The organism is Phycisphaerae bacterium (assembly GCA_041652575.1).
In the GTDB taxonomy this organism is placed as follows: domain Bacteria; phylum Planctomycetota; class Phycisphaerae; order Sedimentisphaerales; family UBA12454; genus UBA12454.
This window is the reverse complement of record JBAZHC010000006.1, coordinates 12,068-26,594: the sequence shown is the minus strand read 5'-3', so window position 1 is coordinate 26,594 and position 14,527 is coordinate 12,068. Positions and strand designations below refer to the sequence as shown.

The window sequence follows — 14,527 nt, the reverse complement described above, 5'->3', positions numbered from 1 at the left end:
TTTTTGTCCGGTTAGGTTAAACTTCCGCACGATGGCTCGAAAGGAATCGAATAAAAACGGTAACCATGTTTCCATTGCCGCCCGGTCGGCAAACACAGGATATTTTGCACGGACATCCCGGCCGGTTTACGCACTTATGTTTCTCCTGCCCTTTATCGTTCTTTATGAAATTCTCGTTCTCATGGTCAATCCTCAGCTTCTCAGCGAGCCGGCAAACAATGTTCGCGGCGGGGTCGTGGCGTTTGTCTGGATACAGAACTTTTTGCAGTACATTGGTTTGGACGGAAAAAACTCCTGGCTCTGTGCGCCGCTGGTCATAATTATAACACTGCTGATTTTGCAGGGTACCGCAAGGAAGCCGTGGAAGATTATCTGGTCTGACTTTGCAGTAATGGCCGTTGAATGTATCGTAATATCACTGCCTCTCATTATTCTTGCCATGGTTTTGAATCGTCCGGCTCAGTCGCAGGCCGCCGGTATGCTTGCAGCCGTCTCGAAATTCAGTCATCACAGTTTTATGATGGATATTATTACCGGTATTGGTGCCGGCATTTACGAGGAGCTTGTTTTCAGGCTGGTTCTTATTGGTTTATTGATGTTATTTTTTGAAACTATTCTTGGCGTTGAGAGAACCAAGGCGATTATTATATCCATCGCCGTTTCAGCGGTTTTGTTTAGTCTGCATCATCATTTTGTTTTTCTGAACGGCAGGCTTGTAAGGTCTGAGGTTTTGACGCTTGCTCCGTTTATTTTCAGGACGATTGCCGGTATTTATTTTGCCGCTATTTTCGCTGTTCGCGGCTATGGTATTGTGGCGGTGGCTCATATCTTTTATGACATTTTTGCGACTGTTCTCAATGTTTTTCTGTTTGGTCAGAGCTGAAAAGCGGGGAAAATACGGAAATTTTCGCCATTTCAGTGTTTCTTTTAAAAAAACCGAATTTTTTTTGCAATCTTTATCCCTTCCCTTTGCTGAATTTGTGTAATAATCGTCCGATAAGGCCTTAAAACCGCGTTATCAGTACTGTAAACGGCCTTGTATTTTAGAGCCTTTTCTGGTAGAATAACACCATCAGAACAAGCGAAACAATTACTTCTGAGGGTTGGGATTAATGATGGATACACCTAATACAAATGTCGTTGTCAGTGAATTGACCTTTACGCTTTACCAAAGGCCGCTTCATCCGGAACTTTTCAACATCTATGAAAAACGCACTATAAAAACGGATAAATACGAAGCGATCATCTGGGCTACAGGCGGTTCGCATGTAGTGAGCGTTTTCGCCAGCGACCTTTGTCTGTCTGAACTTATCAGCACGCCGACTCAGCTTTTGCCTCGCCGCGGCCTGATTGAAAGATTCAGATTCGCCGGCCAGAGAAATCATAAATGCACACTCGCCAAGGGCCTTAGCTATATGACGGATTTTCAGGTCGAAAAGATGAGTCCGAACCTGTACCGTCAAAGCCATACGGACCTTGAAAAGTTTGCGCGTAATCGCGGCATATTTGTAAAGTTCCCCAAACTTGCCATCGGCGGCCTTGAGCCGTTCAGCTATATTGATTTCGAGGCAAGACGGGACGAACTGCACATTCACGCGTTCCACGCATATCCCGACCAGGTGACAATCATAAAGACACAGTCCCTGTTCGATATGCACTAAATCCAGAGTCATTCCTTAAGTATTTGACCTGCAAATAAACTCTGTCTATACTGATGCCATCTTAATTGATATGGCTCTGCCGGATTGTCTTTACAGACAGAACAAAACAGGTTATCCTCTGGAAAATATTTTAAAAAAGGAACGAACTAATGGCGCAGGAAGAACAGGTATTGGTAATAGAACGAAAAGTTCTTGAACAGGCAGGAATGTTTCAGGGGCTTGTATTCGATGTCGAGCATTATCTGGACAAGATTTTCGCCAGGGGCGTTCCCCGTTTTATGAACAGGTCGCAGGCCGAAAAGGACCCGTCTTTCAAGCAGCTCATTCCTTACGTGATTATGAGTCATAATGGCAAATGCCTCAGCTATATTCGCGGCAAACGCGCAGGCGAAACAAGGCTTGTCTCCAAACGTTCCATCGGAATAGGCGGCCATATAAATCCGGTTGACTGGACACTATTTAGTTTGGACACTTACAAGACTTATCTTGAAGCGGTTAAAAGAGAGGTAGCTGAAGAAGTTTCAGTAGATACCACCTATACCGATAAAATCGCCGCTCTTCTTAATGATGAATCCAACGAAGTCGGAAGCGTGCATCTCGGCGTAGTCCACTACTGGACACTGGATGCGCCAACGGTCAGCAGGCGGGAACAGATGATTACTCAAATGGACTTTATGGGTACTGCCGAGCTGCAGGAAGTCAGGGATACTATGGAGACATGGTCGCAGCTGTGCCTGGATAGTCTTGCGAAAATGGCGAAAAAACAGGGACAATAAAATTATTTTATCAATGCCGGCAGCAGGGTAATTATTTTCGGGAAAGCCATCAGCAGAAGAACACATATAATATACGCTGGCATAAAATAACTTACACCTTTAAAAACATTTTTAAGACCGACATCTTTCGCGACTCCCGCCACGACATAAGTTGTCGCGCCGACCGGCGGACTGATTGCTCCCAAAGTTGTAATCACTGTAATGGTTACGCCGAACCACAATGGGTTATAACCTAAATTGGCGGCAATCGGGAAAAATATCGGCAGTGTTATTATCAGCAGGGCCAGGGCGTCCATAATCATTCCGCCGATAATATAAATCGCGAAAATTGTCAGCATAATAACGCTTTTGGGAACAGATAATGTTACTACCCAGTCGGCGATATTGTAAGGCAGCCGGGTAACGGCTAAAAATTTCCCGAAAATCATCGCGCCTGCGACAATCATTATCACCATACTCGAGGCCCTGAGCGTATCCTTTAAAGCGCCGAGGAACTGCTTTAACGGCATTTGTCTGCGTGCAGCGGCGATAACCAAAGCGATGAAAGCCCCGGCTCCGCCCGCCTCGGCAGGTGTGAAATAGCCTGCGTAAAGACCGATTATTACCAGCAGAAAAAGCAGAATCATTTCGCCTGCGCCGGACAACGATTTTACCTTCGTTTTGAAATCTACTTTTTCGCCGACCGGACCCCATTGAGGTTTTATAAGGCAAATAATATAAACCGTTGCTATAAGCAGGAACGTAAGCAATATACCGGCGCCGATGCCGCCGTAAAAAAGTTTTACTATCGACTGCTCCGTTGACAAACCTATCAATATCAATACGACGCTCGGTGGAATTACAACGCCCAGTGTCGAACCGGCCGCGACGGAACCGGTGCTTAAGCGGGGATGATAATGATATTTTTTCATTTGAGGCAGCGCCACCGTAGCCATCGTGGCGGCAGTTGCCGTGTTCGAGCCGCAAATCGACGCAAAGGCCGAACAGGCGAGCACCGTCGCCATTGCTATTCCGCCGCGAATATGACCTACCCAGTTAAAAGCCGCGTGATACAGCTTTTCGTTTATGCCGGAATAAAAAACAATCTGACCCATAAGGATGAATAACGGTATTACGGTAAGGTCGTATTTTGAAAAAGTCGACCATAAAACCGAACCGACCATATTTACCGCGGCATCGAACGACACGACGCAGCAAAAACCGACAAAGCCTACCACCGCCATTGCGAAACTGACAGGCGTGGCCGTAAGAAATAAAACGGCCATAAGGGCAATTATGCCGAACAAACCAATCGCTGTAAGACTCATGGTTGTTTTTCTCCTCCGGCCGTGACGGTTTTGAGCATATCGATAACAAAAACAAATCCCAGCGCCGCGAAGCCTGCCGCGGTTAAAAATATAAAAGGATAAGAAACTATCCTGAGCGTTTCGGTAACTTCGCCGCTTCTTATATGGGTCAGGCCGATTTTAATAATCTGCCAGGCGGCCAGAGCGGAAAACGCCGCGCAAACGAAGTCGTTTATAACAGAGACGGTTGTCCGTACGGATTTCGGCATATGGTTCACAAGGATATCAACGGCGATGTTCTCTTTTTTCTTTTGTGTGTACCCAAGTGCCGCGGCACCGGCAACGGCGCCGAATAAACCGGTAAGCTCGAATGTGCCCTGTATCGGCAGGGAGAATCTGCGGGTTACGATATTGACACAGGTCAAAAAAAGCATAGCCAGCAGAAATATCGCCGCCGTCGATACCAGGATTTTGCGCAGTATCGTATCTGTTTTTTCTAAATATTTAATCATTTATTTCTGTTCAATCAGTTGTTTCAGGTCGGCGACAATTTCTTCAGCGGGAATTTTCGCTTTATTGTCTTCTATCCATTTCGCGACAATCGGCTCGAGAGGCTTGTTCCACTGGGCTTTTTGTTCGGCATTGAGTTCGATAAATTCGACCTGATATTTTTCCTTCGAGAAGGCGATTGCCTCGGCCACGTGATTGTCCATATAATCGCCGGTCCATGCCATCTGCTCGGAAGCGAGGTCGTCAAAAACCTTTTTCACGTCGTCCGGCAGCGAATCGAATTTCTGTTTATTCATTACCACGGCAAACGGATAAATCGACGTGTTCGTCATCGTTACATATTTACACATCTCGGCGTAATTGAAATCCTTCATAACTTCCAGCGAAGAGAACAATCCCTGCACGACGCCTTTCTGCAGCGCCTCGGGAGTTGCGCTCATCGGCATACCCACCATATTTGCGCCCCAGGCTTTGAGGATTTCACCTGCGCCGCCCGATGCACGCAGAGACATACCTTTTGTATCCTCAAGAGTCTTAACCGGTTTTTTGCTCATAATATTTGACGGAGCGGTAGCGAACATCGTAAGAACCTTTACCTGTGAAAATTCTTCCGGATTATGCTTTTTGAAAAGTTCCCATAAAACCCTGCTGCCTGTTTTGGCGTCCGGTATGCCAAGCGGAAGAGAAGTCGCGTTGGTAACAACAAATCTGCCCGGCTGATATGCCATACAAAGACAGCCTATATCGGCTTGTCCCGCTATGACACCGTCCATCATACCCTTGGCTTCGAGCAGAGACTCGGCGGGAAATGTTTTGATTTCCACTTTGCCGCCTGTACGTTTTTCAACCTCGGTTTTCCATCTTTCCATCTGCACACACGGAAAAGTCGAAGCCGGCGGGAAATTAGCGTAAGTCAGTGTTATTATTTTTTTCGCAGGTTCCTGAACAGTTTGGTTTTCTCCTTTTTTGCAGCTGTTCAAACACACACAAGCCAGTAGAAAACAAATTACCAAATACACGTACTTTTTCATTTTAAGTCTCCTTGAAAAAAAATTATTTTTACTGCTCCTGTTTGTTTTTATAAAAGACCCTTTTGGCCTTTCCTTCCTGTCTCGGCAGTTCGCCGATTGCATAAACATCGCCCTTGGGACTGAAGCCCAGCGCTTCCTTGAGGACTTTTTCAACCATATAGCCGGTTACGTTCGATTCGGCTTCGACATTGATTCTGACATCCTGCACGCCGTCCGCCTCTTCAATTATTATCTGATAGTTCGAGCCGACGCCGGGTATCTGCATAAGGGCCTGTTCGACCTGTCGCGGGAAAAAGTTAACTCCCTTTACAATCAGCATATCGTCAACTCTTCCAGTTATCGGTGCGATACGAACATGCGTTCTGCCGCAGGAGCATTTATCGCGCGAAATAATTCGCGTCAAATCTCCCGTTCTGAACCTTATGACCGGCAGCGCCTGGCGCGTAAGCGATGTTATTGTCAGCTCGCCGAACTTTCCGTCCTCGACAGCTTTGCCGCTGTCTTTATCGAGAACCTCGACGAGATAATGGTCTTCCCAGATATGTATGCCGTTATGGGCGGAGCAATCCATTCCCAAAGTTCCCACTCCGCCGGTCTCGGTCATACCATAAATATCGAATGCCTCTATTCCGAGACCAGATTCGATTTTCTTCTTCATTGATTCTGTAAAAATCTCGGCGCCGAATATGCCGATTTTCAGGTCGGGCAGTTGTTCCTTCTGCTCGGTAAGAACTTCCATAATCCTGATGCCATAGCTTACAACGCCCATTAATATTTTTGTTTTAAAATCTTTTGCGAGCTTTATCTGCCTGTGTGTATTTCCAGCGCCTGTAGGTATGATAAAAAGTCCCGCCGCCCTTGCGCCGTGATACATTCCGAATCCGCCGTTGAACAGGCCGAACGAAGGCGTTATTTGTACGGTGTCTCCTTTTACTCCTCCGGCCATATAATAGCATCTCGCCATACAATCGCCCCATTGCTGGATATCGGCGATAGTATAAGGCATCACAATCGGCGTACCCGTCGAACCGCTGGACATGTGCATTTCGGCAAGCTGTTTCGTGCCGACGCAGCATAATTTCAGCGGGTAATTGTCGCGGAACGTTTCCTTGTTCGTAAGAGGAAGTTTTTCAATATCGTCAATCGTCTCGATGTCTTCCGGAACTACGCCGGCAGAATCGAACAGTTTTTTATAAACCTGGTTTGCGGAATAAACATGTTGTGCGATTTGCTTTAGTCTTTCGGTCTGGAGCCTGCGAATCGACTCGCCGGAGGCTGTTTCCGTCTCCTTCTGAAAAAAAACTTCGCTCATTTATAATCTCTCCCGGCATAAAAAGCTTTTTTGTTAAGTTCGGCGTACTTGTCTTTTACGGCGGATTCAATCGCTTTCAGCCAGCAATCAATCGGCAAATCAAGGTGGTTGGACATAGCACCTAGCAGGACAACATTTGCCGCTCTTATATTGCCTGCTTCTATTGCGATTTTCGCGGCGTCTATAAAAACAAGCTTGTCGAAAACATCTTCGAGCTTCTGCCTGACGTTCTGCGGATATTTCGCGGCCCCGGATGAGACCGTAACCGGAATAATTGCCTGCGAATTTACTACGGCAACGCCGCCAGGCGCAAGATAATCGCTGAATCGCAGTGCTTCAATCTGCTCCAGTGCGACCAGAACTTTTGCCGTGCCTTTTGCGACAAGCGGACTGTAAACTTTTTTGCCGTATCGAATCTGCGCAAGTACCGACCCGCCGCGCTGAGCCATTCCGTGGACCTCATTGGTCTTTACATCGAAATCGGCCAGCATCGCGGTGTTGGCGGTTATTTCGCTTGCCAGAAGAATACCCTGGCCGCCGACACCTGACAAAACAACGCTTGTTATCTGGTTATCGCTCATAGCTGCTCCTCCTCAACGGTGCTTATCGCATCAAATGGACAAACCTGCTGACAAAGTCCGCAGCCGCTGCACATAAGATTGTCTATAACCGGTTTTTCGCCCGCTCCGTTAATGGCGGGACAGCCGAGCTTGAGACACATTTTACAATTTTTGCAGAGCTTGGCGTCTATCAGGCGGATTTGGCCGACTCTTTTTCTTTCTCTCAGTGGACACGGTGCGTAAGAAACAATTAACGAAGGTTCATCTGCGTTAAGTTCGTCGTCGATAGCCTTCTGAGTTTTTTCCATATCGTAAGGATAAACAGTAACGACTCTTTCTATGCCGCAGGCCTTTCCGATTTCCTGTATGGAAATTGCCTTTGTCTTTTCGCCCATAAGAGTTCTGCCGGTACCGGGGTGGTCCTGATGTCCTGTCATTGCCGTCGTTCTGTTATCGACGACGATGATGGTTGATTTACCTTTGTTGTAAGCGATATCGAGCAGGCCGGTTATGCCTGAATGGAAAAATGTCGAATCGCCGACAATACCGACAACTTTCTTTTTTTCACCGGCCTTGTCGAGTCCGTGCGCCATTGAAATTCCGCCGCCCATACAAAGAATAATATCGAGCCTGTTTAACGGTTTAAAAGTTCCGAGGCTGTAACATCCGATATCGCCGGTTACAACCACATCATGTTTTGCAAGTGCGAAAAATATTCCTCTGTGCGGACAGCCCGGACAAAGCACCGGAGGCCTCGCCGGGAGCTGGTCGGAATATTTCAGTATTTTTTCCTGTGGAAGTTCTTTCCCCTCCATTTTCGCGCGTGATTTTTGTAATGTTGAGATTGAAAGTTCGCCTATGCCCGGGACAAATTCACGGCCGAGGCATTTTATGTCCATCGCGCGTATATGCTCTTCGAGAATATCATCGAGTTCTTCAACGACTAAAACTTTTTTAACGCCTGCTGCGAATTCCCTTATGAGTTTGTCCGGGAAAGGATATGAAAAACCGAGTTTCAAAACCGAAGCGTCCGGCCAGACCTCACGAACATACTGATATGCAATCGAACAGGATATAATGCCCAGCGATTTGTCGCGCCATTCTATACGGTTAAGTTCGCTTTCGCAGGCTTCGTCGGCCATGTCCTTCAATCTTTGCTCGACATTTTTCCGCATTTCTCTGCCGTAAATCGGCACAGGTACGAAACGCTGAGGATTTTTTTCGAAGGCTATTTTCTTCGGATTTTCTTTTCTCTCGGCTATTTCCACAAGGCTGCACGAATGGCTTATCCTTGTAGTTGAACGGAGCATTGCGGGCGTTTTGTATTTTTCGGATATTTCCATCGCCTTAATGAGAAATTCCTTTGCCTCGCTGCTGTCCGAAGGTTCGAACAATGGGATTTTGGCAAAGCGTGCGTACTGGCGGCTGTCCTGCTCGTTTTGCGATGAGTGCATTCCCGGGTCGTCTGCGACGCAAATTACAAAGCCGCCCTCGACACCGATATAGCTTAAAGTCATTAGCGGGTCCGCTGCGACATTTAAGCCGACATGTTTCATTGTAACTATCGACCTTGCCCCCGCACAGGATGCGGCCGCTGCCGCTTCGAACGCGACTTTTTCGTTCGGCGACCATTCGCAGTAAATATCATTTTTATATTTAACGACATTTTCGAGTATCTCTGTGGATGGCGTCCCCGGATAACCCGACGCAAAGGTGACGCCTGACTCGTAGGAGCCGCGTGCGATAGCTTCGTTGCCTGACATTAATTGTTTTTGTGCCCTGGCGGCCATTCTGCCTCCTGAATCGGAGTCTTCATAATCGGGAAGAACAACCGAAATGATTAAACAACCCGTAAAGGGTTAAAACATTTTTACCTGGATACCTTTCTCGCTGGTTTTATCGAGCAGCTTTTGCATCTTTTTAATCGCCATAGTGAGCTCTTCGCTGCTGTTAACCAGATTTTCATATAATCTGTCATCATTGACAAGTTTTCCTATAGTGCCCTGACTGCTGTTGATTTTATTAAGGATTCTTTGCACTTCGATAAGCGTTGCGCCCAGTTCTTCACTGGTGTTGGTAACAGAATCGGAAACAGCCGCCAGTTTTTCCTTACCCGTCTGAGAGAACTCTTTTATCTGCTGCAGGGTAACGATTGATTCTTCAGTCGCCTTCGACAGGTTGGCAAGCGTATTCTTCAGATTATCTTTATTTTGCTCGTCGCCTATAATCGCATTTGTATTGTCAACAAGCTTCGTGACCTTTGTAAAAAACTCTTCAATCTTATTCTGCAGGCCTTCCGGCAATAGCTCGCTTGCCGTGCCGCTTTCTCCCTGCAGAATCATTCCGCCTCGCAGGTATTTCGGTTCGAGACTGTTGAAATCTGCCGGCGTCATCGGCGCAGAGCCAAGTTCAATAAAACTGCTGCCCATTCCTCGCCTGAAAAGTCTGACTTTTACATTTGCTGGAATCTCGGAGTAATCTTTTGATATGGCCATTTCCACCATAACCTGATGGATAAATGTGCCGTCATTTTTCCTGAAAGGCGTCGGCGGCGAAACATTTGTTACTCGGCCTATCTGATAGCCGCAGTATTGAACGGGAGTATTTTCCTGAACTCCCGGCGCAGATGGAAATCTTACATTTATGGAAAAAGATGTGAGTTTGGCCATTGCCACGGGAAGTTCGCCGAAAAGGAAAACCATATAAATAAAAACGCATACCCCGACAATTACGAATGCCCCGACAATCATATTTCGTTTTTGCTGTATATAATCATAATCGCTCATAACTATTCCTTTAATTTATATTTTGCCCTCGAGAAAAAGTTCACGTATCGCGCGAAGCGGATAACCGGACTTATTGACTTTTTTAATAAGTTTTATCCTTTCAATATTTTGTTCGTCGAACATTCTTCTGTTCGTTTCGCTTACCAATGCCGGTTTTATCAGGCCGACCATTATATAGTATTGCAGCGACTGTGTCGAGACGCCGGCCAGTTTGGCAGCCTTGCCGATAGATATTAATTTTTCTTTTGCCTTCATTATTTCGAGCTTGCCTCAGGCGAACCTGTCCGCCGCAGCTTGCTTGTCCTCCATAGTTTTAACGAAGGAGGGAGCGAAGGCGGATCAAAACCCTTTGAGCCGAAAGGATGACATCTTAAAAGACGTTTCACTGCCATATATGTTCCTTTTAGCGGTCCGAATTGCCTGACCGCTTCAATAGCATATTCGCTGCAGCTCGGCACAAATCTGCATTGGCCGCCTAAGAACCGTCCTATACTCGATTGATAGAGTTTTATTATAAGGACAATTGTTTCTTTCATAAGGCCGCTTATCTTATTTATTATGTTTTTTATCAAAACGTTTGTATCCCTGCCGGGCAAGTTCGATAAAACTTTGCCTGACTTCATTTAAGGTTATTTTCTTTATCCCGTTAGAGGTAGGCTGTCTGTGGCAGTTGTCAGACATCTTTGATGTCTTACCTCTAATGGGATTTATATCAGAATAGCCTCTTTTCGACAACATTCGAGAATAAATTATAAGATAATCAAAACCGGGCAAAATCTCATTTTGGCTTAGCCGGAACGCCTCCCTGGCGAGCCGTTTTAGCCTGTTTCTGATGGCGGCAGGGGCGATTTTTGAGCTTATGGATACGGCAAATCTTGATTTCCCAAGGCCGTTGGGGGATAGGTACAAAGTCATTAAGTCATTCCTAAAGAACAACTTATGATTAAATATGGCCCTGAAATCTTTTTTTGAGCTGATTTTCGCTTTTTTGGGAAATTTGCAATTTGCCATAAAACAGGACTCAAAAACACTTGATTTCAGGATTTATAGAATAAATTTAAACAACAGCCGTTATTAATTCATCGGCTTGTTCGTGATTTTTAATGATTTCCGCACTGATTTTGCGATTTACCGCTCTTGCGTTAATGACGCCAAGCAGTTTATTGTCTTCTACGCAAACCGGCAAATACTCAAGTTCGTATTTTTTCATATATTCCAGTGCCTCGTCCAGGGGCGTGTGAGGGGTTGTTTTGTCAATGGCCGGCTGGGCGATATCGATAGCGAGCAACCAGTTAGCCACGTTCTGATATGCGAAGGTGTCCCTGATGGCCGGAACGGTTATAATTCCTTTTACAGCCATTTGATTGTCCACCACCGGATAATAAAGACTATCGGTTTTCGTAAAGATATCGAGGATTTCATCTAACAGCATTTCTTCGCGTATCACCGGCGGGTTGATATCCATAACATCTTTTACTTTATATTTTCTTATCAGGTCTTCTTCGGTAACGTTCAGGCCGACTTCGCCTGCGAGTTTGACGCCGAGCTTGACGCAGGGCGGTCCGATTATCTGGACCAGGAATGTAGTGGAAGTAATAATAAGTATTATTGTCTGACCGACCTGGCCTTCGAATTTCTGGCTTGCAAGGATAGCAAGACCTATCGCGACACCGGCCTGACTGAAAAGGCACAGGCCGAGATATTTCCTGAGAACGGTCGGCGCTTTCGAGATTACCGAACCGAACCATGCACCGCTCATTTTTCCCGCTGTTCTTCCTATGACATATACCGCCGCAAGCACAATCGCCCATAACTGCATACTTGCAATCTGCAGCCGGGCGCCGACGAGGACGAAGAAAAGCACATAAATCGGCGGAGCGAAAGTTTCTATCATCTTAAAGGTGTCGAGACTTCTTCTCGGCCGAAAGTTGGTTATTACAAAGCCGAAAGCCATCGCCGCTAAGATTGAATCGACATTTAAAGCCATTGACAGACCAATAGTCAGCAGAACCGCCGAGAGTGTAAATGTCAGGACCTGTCCGGCTTCAATAATGTATTTCATCAGGAACACAAGCACAATCGCGGTGACAACACCGATGCCTATCGCACCGAAAATTTCATAAACAGGCATTAAGATAGCTTTTGCAAGAGTGTCATGCTGTGAGCCTGTAAGAATGCCGGCTATGCTTGCGACTATACCATATAAAAGCAGGGCCAGGCCGTCGTCGAGCGCGACTATGGCGAGAACCGCCCTTGTCAAAGCGCCGCGTGTCTTGTATTCCCACAGGACATCTACCGTTGCGGCCGGGGCCGTCGCGGACGAAATGGCGCCGAGCAGCAGACCGAGAGCGAGTGAAAATTTCCAGGTGACATTCGGCATAAAAATTTTGCCTGCGAGTGTGCAGAGAATCGTAACGGCAAAGAAAGCGAAGAGACCTTCGGTCAAAAGTATGATGGTAAACTGGGTGCCGTATTTTTTAAACACCTCAATTTTCAGTTCGCCGCCAATCATAAACCCGATTATTCCCAGGGCGAACATATTGAAAGGACTGAAATACTGGACTGTTTTTGCTGTAATTACGTTAAATCCGGAACTGCCGAGTATTATGCCGATAACTATGTAGCCTACCACCTGCGGGATACGGAGTTTCTGAAAGATTTTAGCGCCGATTGTGCCGCCAAAAGCGGCAATACCAAGCAGCAAAAGCAGGTTTAAATGTCCGAAAGTGTCCATTGATTAATAAAAAAATCTTTAAGCTGATTTATGAGCCTTATGGTCATACATTCTATCAGCATCTTTTTGTTTTGCCAGAACTTCGCCATCAATATGCCGAATTACTTTTCGCTGGTCGAGCATCCCGGCGTATTTATTGTCCGCTGAGCAGACCAGCAGAAAATCAGTATCAAGCTCTTTCATTTTTTCAAGGGCGTCATTAAGCGGCATTTTCTCATCGATGGTTTCGTTAACAGGTTCCATTATATCGAGCGCGACCAGCCAGTCATTAATTTCCTGATAGGAAATGGCGTCTCTTATACTGTTAAGCGAAATCGAGCCTACCGGTTTATTTTCATTATTCAGCACTGGATAGAAATTGTCAGAAGTGGAACTGATAGTTTGCAGCACTTCTCCAACCTGTGTTCCGGTATTAATGACGGGGACCTTCTTATCCATCATCTCGAAGGTCGTATGAATTTTAATAAGGTCTGCCGCGGTTACGTTAAGCCCGAGCTCTCCCGCCCAGCCTGCGCCTATTTTTACGAATATCGGCCCGATAAGCTGCAAAATCAACGCTCCGACGATTACGACCAGGAGCATGATGGCGGCCATTTCATCGTTGAATCGGCTGCTTGCGATAATCAGCAGCGCCACAGCTATTCCGCCCTGCGGGTAGAGACAAAAGCCGAGATATTTTCTTATTGTCGGAACGGAATTACTTACGACTGCACCGAGGTACGAGCCAAGTGTTTTGCCGAAGATACTGCCTCCGACATACGCAACTGTAAGCAGGATAATTACGGTGTTTATATTAGAGATGTTAAGTCTTGCTCCTGCGAGAACAAAAAACAGGACATAAATAGGAGCGCTTAACTGGTGCATATGCTTGAAACAATCTTCAGTTCGCTTGCTGTTGATATTTATCAAAGTTACGCCCAGAGTCATTGCCGACAGAATCACATCGAGATGGAGAGCCATTGCCAGGCCGATAATCAGAAGGGCGAAACTTAATGTGAAAACAAGAACCTGCTCTGCGTCGTCAATCCATTTAAGTATTTTATTTAAAACAGCTCCGGCGATTACACCTATTACGACGGAACCGAAAATTTCCATAAAAGATGAAGTAAGGGCCGCCACAAGCCCCTCGCCGCCTTCTCCTGTGATAACGCCTGCGATACTTACGCTGATTGCGTAAAGCATCATAGCCAGCGCATCGTCAAGAGCGACAATTGCCGTCAGCATTGTCGTAAGCGGGCCGCGAGCCTTGTATTCCCACAGTACGCTTACCGTTGAGGCCGGGTCTGTCGCAGAACAAATTGCTCCGAACACAACGGCGACCGCGATAGCCTGCTGCCATGTGTAGAAATACAACATTACTGCAAAACTAAAGACGCCGACTAATAGAAATGCCGTCATTCCCTCGAAAAACAGGACGTAAAAAACCTGCTTGCCGAGCCGGGTGAATGTTTCTTTCTTTAGTTCTCCGCCTATCAGAAAACCTATTACGCCGAGCGCGAAAATATTAAAAAGTTCCAGCTTTTGAACAGTCTGGTATGGAATAATGTGGGTTACCGGCCCGATGATAATACCTATGACGAGATAACCGACAATTTTCGGTATGCGCATCCATTGAAACAGCCTTGCGCCTGCGGTAGCGAAAAAGATCGCCAGGCCGACCAGCAGCAGGATGTTCAGATGATGGAAATCGAACGTTCTGAAATTTTCAAGTATTGAAGCCATAGATTTCACCTGAATGAATTTTCAACCAAGATTAAAAGGGGCAATTCTAAGTATCTGCTGAGCCGACCGCAAGACAAAAGCAGATAATATTATAATACCCGCCTGTTGCGGAAAGCAATCTCTAAAAAACATGTGGATTCCCTGCTGTT

At 46.2% G+C, this 14,527-nt stretch carries 15 protein-coding genes; 3 read left to right on the top strand and 12 right to left on the bottom strand.

Features of this window, described 5'->3' with window-relative positions; genetic code table 11:
- Nucleotides 1-31 precede the first annotated feature (31 nt).
- The 3 genes from WC496_05855 (at nt 32) to WC496_05845 (ending at nt 2,437) form a co-directional block, all read left to right on the top strand.
- The gene (locus WC496_05855; protein ID MFA5292543.1) at nt 32-883 is read left to right on the top strand and encodes a CPBP family intramembrane glutamic endopeptidase; all 852 of its coding nucleotides are present in this window, start codon (nt 32-34) and stop codon (nt 881-883) included.
- Nucleotides 884-1,112: 229 nt separating this feature from the next.
- Nucleotides 1,113-1,661, top strand: coding sequence for a DUF2617 family protein (locus WC496_05850; GenBank protein MFA5292542.1), 549 nt, complete (start codon nt 1,113-1,115; stop codon nt 1,659-1,661).
- Nucleotides 1,662-1,810: 149 nt separating this feature from the next.
- The gene (locus tag WC496_05845) at nt 1,811-2,437 is read left to right on the top strand and encodes a hypothetical protein (protein MFA5292541.1); all 627 of its coding nucleotides are present in this window, start codon (nt 1,811-1,813) and stop codon (nt 2,435-2,437) included.
- Between the two features lie 2 nt (nt 2,438-2,439).
- Here the strand turns inward: WC496_05845 and WC496_05840 are convergent, their stop codons facing one another.
- The 12 genes from WC496_05840 to WC496_05785 all read right to left on the bottom strand — a co-directional run bounded on the left by WC496_05840 (nt 2,440) and on the right by WC496_05785 (nt 14,378).
- Nucleotides 2,440-3,744, bottom strand: a complete 1,305-nt coding sequence (locus tag WC496_05840) for a TRAP transporter large permease (protein MFA5292540.1) — start codon at nt 3,742-3,744, stop codon at nt 2,440-2,442.
- The gene (locus tag WC496_05835) at nt 3,741-4,235 is read right to left on the bottom strand and encodes a TRAP transporter small permease (GenBank protein MFA5292539.1); all 495 of its coding nucleotides are present in this window, start codon (nt 4,233-4,235) and stop codon (nt 3,741-3,743) included. The genes WC496_05840 and WC496_05835 overlap by 4 nt, the downstream gene beginning before the upstream one ends.
- Nucleotides 4,236-5,264 carry a TRAP transporter substrate-binding protein gene (locus tag WC496_05830; protein MFA5292538.1) on the bottom strand — a complete coding sequence of 343 codons (1,029 nt, stop codon included), beginning with the start codon at nt 5,262-5,264 and terminating at the stop codon, nt 4,236-4,238.
- 28 nt (nt 5,265-5,292) lie between these two features.
- A complete protein-coding gene (locus tag WC496_05825) occupies nt 5,293-6,576 on the bottom strand; it encodes a phenylacetate--CoA ligase (protein MFA5292537.1) in 1,284 nt (427 codons plus the stop codon).
- Nucleotides 6,573-7,157 (bottom strand): indolepyruvate oxidoreductase subunit beta, encoded by a 585-nt coding sequence (locus WC496_05820; protein MFA5292536.1) that lies wholly within the window; start codon nt 7,155-7,157, stop codon nt 6,573-6,575. Before WC496_05820 ends, WC496_05825 begins: the two co-directional genes overlap by 4 nt.
- Nucleotides 7,154-8,926: an indolepyruvate ferredoxin oxidoreductase subunit alpha gene (gene iorA, locus WC496_05815; protein ID MFA5292535.1), complete on the bottom strand. Its 1,773-nt coding sequence runs from the start codon at nt 8,924-8,926 to the stop codon at nt 7,154-7,156. Before iorA ends, WC496_05820 begins: the two co-directional genes overlap by 4 nt.
- A gap of 69 nt (nt 8,927-8,995) precedes the next feature.
- The gene (locus tag WC496_05810; GenBank protein MFA5292534.1) at nt 8,996-9,922 is read right to left on the bottom strand and encodes an MlaD family protein; all 927 of its coding nucleotides are present in this window, start codon (nt 9,920-9,922) and stop codon (nt 8,996-8,998) included.
- Between the two features lie 15 nt (nt 9,923-9,937).
- Nucleotides 9,938-10,177 carry a MerR family transcriptional regulator gene (locus tag WC496_05805; protein ID MFA5292533.1) on the bottom strand — a complete coding sequence of 80 codons (240 nt, stop codon included), beginning with the start codon at nt 10,175-10,177 and terminating at the stop codon, nt 9,938-9,940.
- Entirely contained in the window at nt 10,177-10,458 is a 282-nt protein-coding gene (gene yidD / locus WC496_05800) for a membrane protein insertion efficiency factor YidD (GenBank protein MFA5292532.1), read from the bottom strand. The genes WC496_05805 and yidD overlap by 1 nt, the downstream gene beginning before the upstream one ends.
- 13 nt (nt 10,459-10,471) lie before the next feature.
- Nucleotides 10,472-10,933, bottom strand: a complete 462-nt coding sequence (gene rnpA, locus WC496_05795; GenBank protein ID MFA5292531.1) for a ribonuclease P protein component — start codon at nt 10,931-10,933, stop codon at nt 10,472-10,474.
- A gap of 46 nt (nt 10,934-10,979) precedes the next feature.
- Nucleotides 10,980-12,656, bottom strand: coding sequence for a cation:proton antiporter (locus WC496_05790; protein ID MFA5292530.1), 1,677 nt, complete (start codon nt 12,654-12,656; stop codon nt 10,980-10,982).
- Nucleotides 12,657-12,674: 18 nt separating this feature from the next.
- The gene (locus WC496_05785) at nt 12,675-14,378 is read right to left on the bottom strand and encodes a cation:proton antiporter (GenBank protein MFA5292529.1); all 1,704 of its coding nucleotides are present in this window, start codon (nt 14,376-14,378) and stop codon (nt 12,675-12,677) included.
- Nucleotides 14,379-14,527 lie beyond the last annotated feature (149 nt).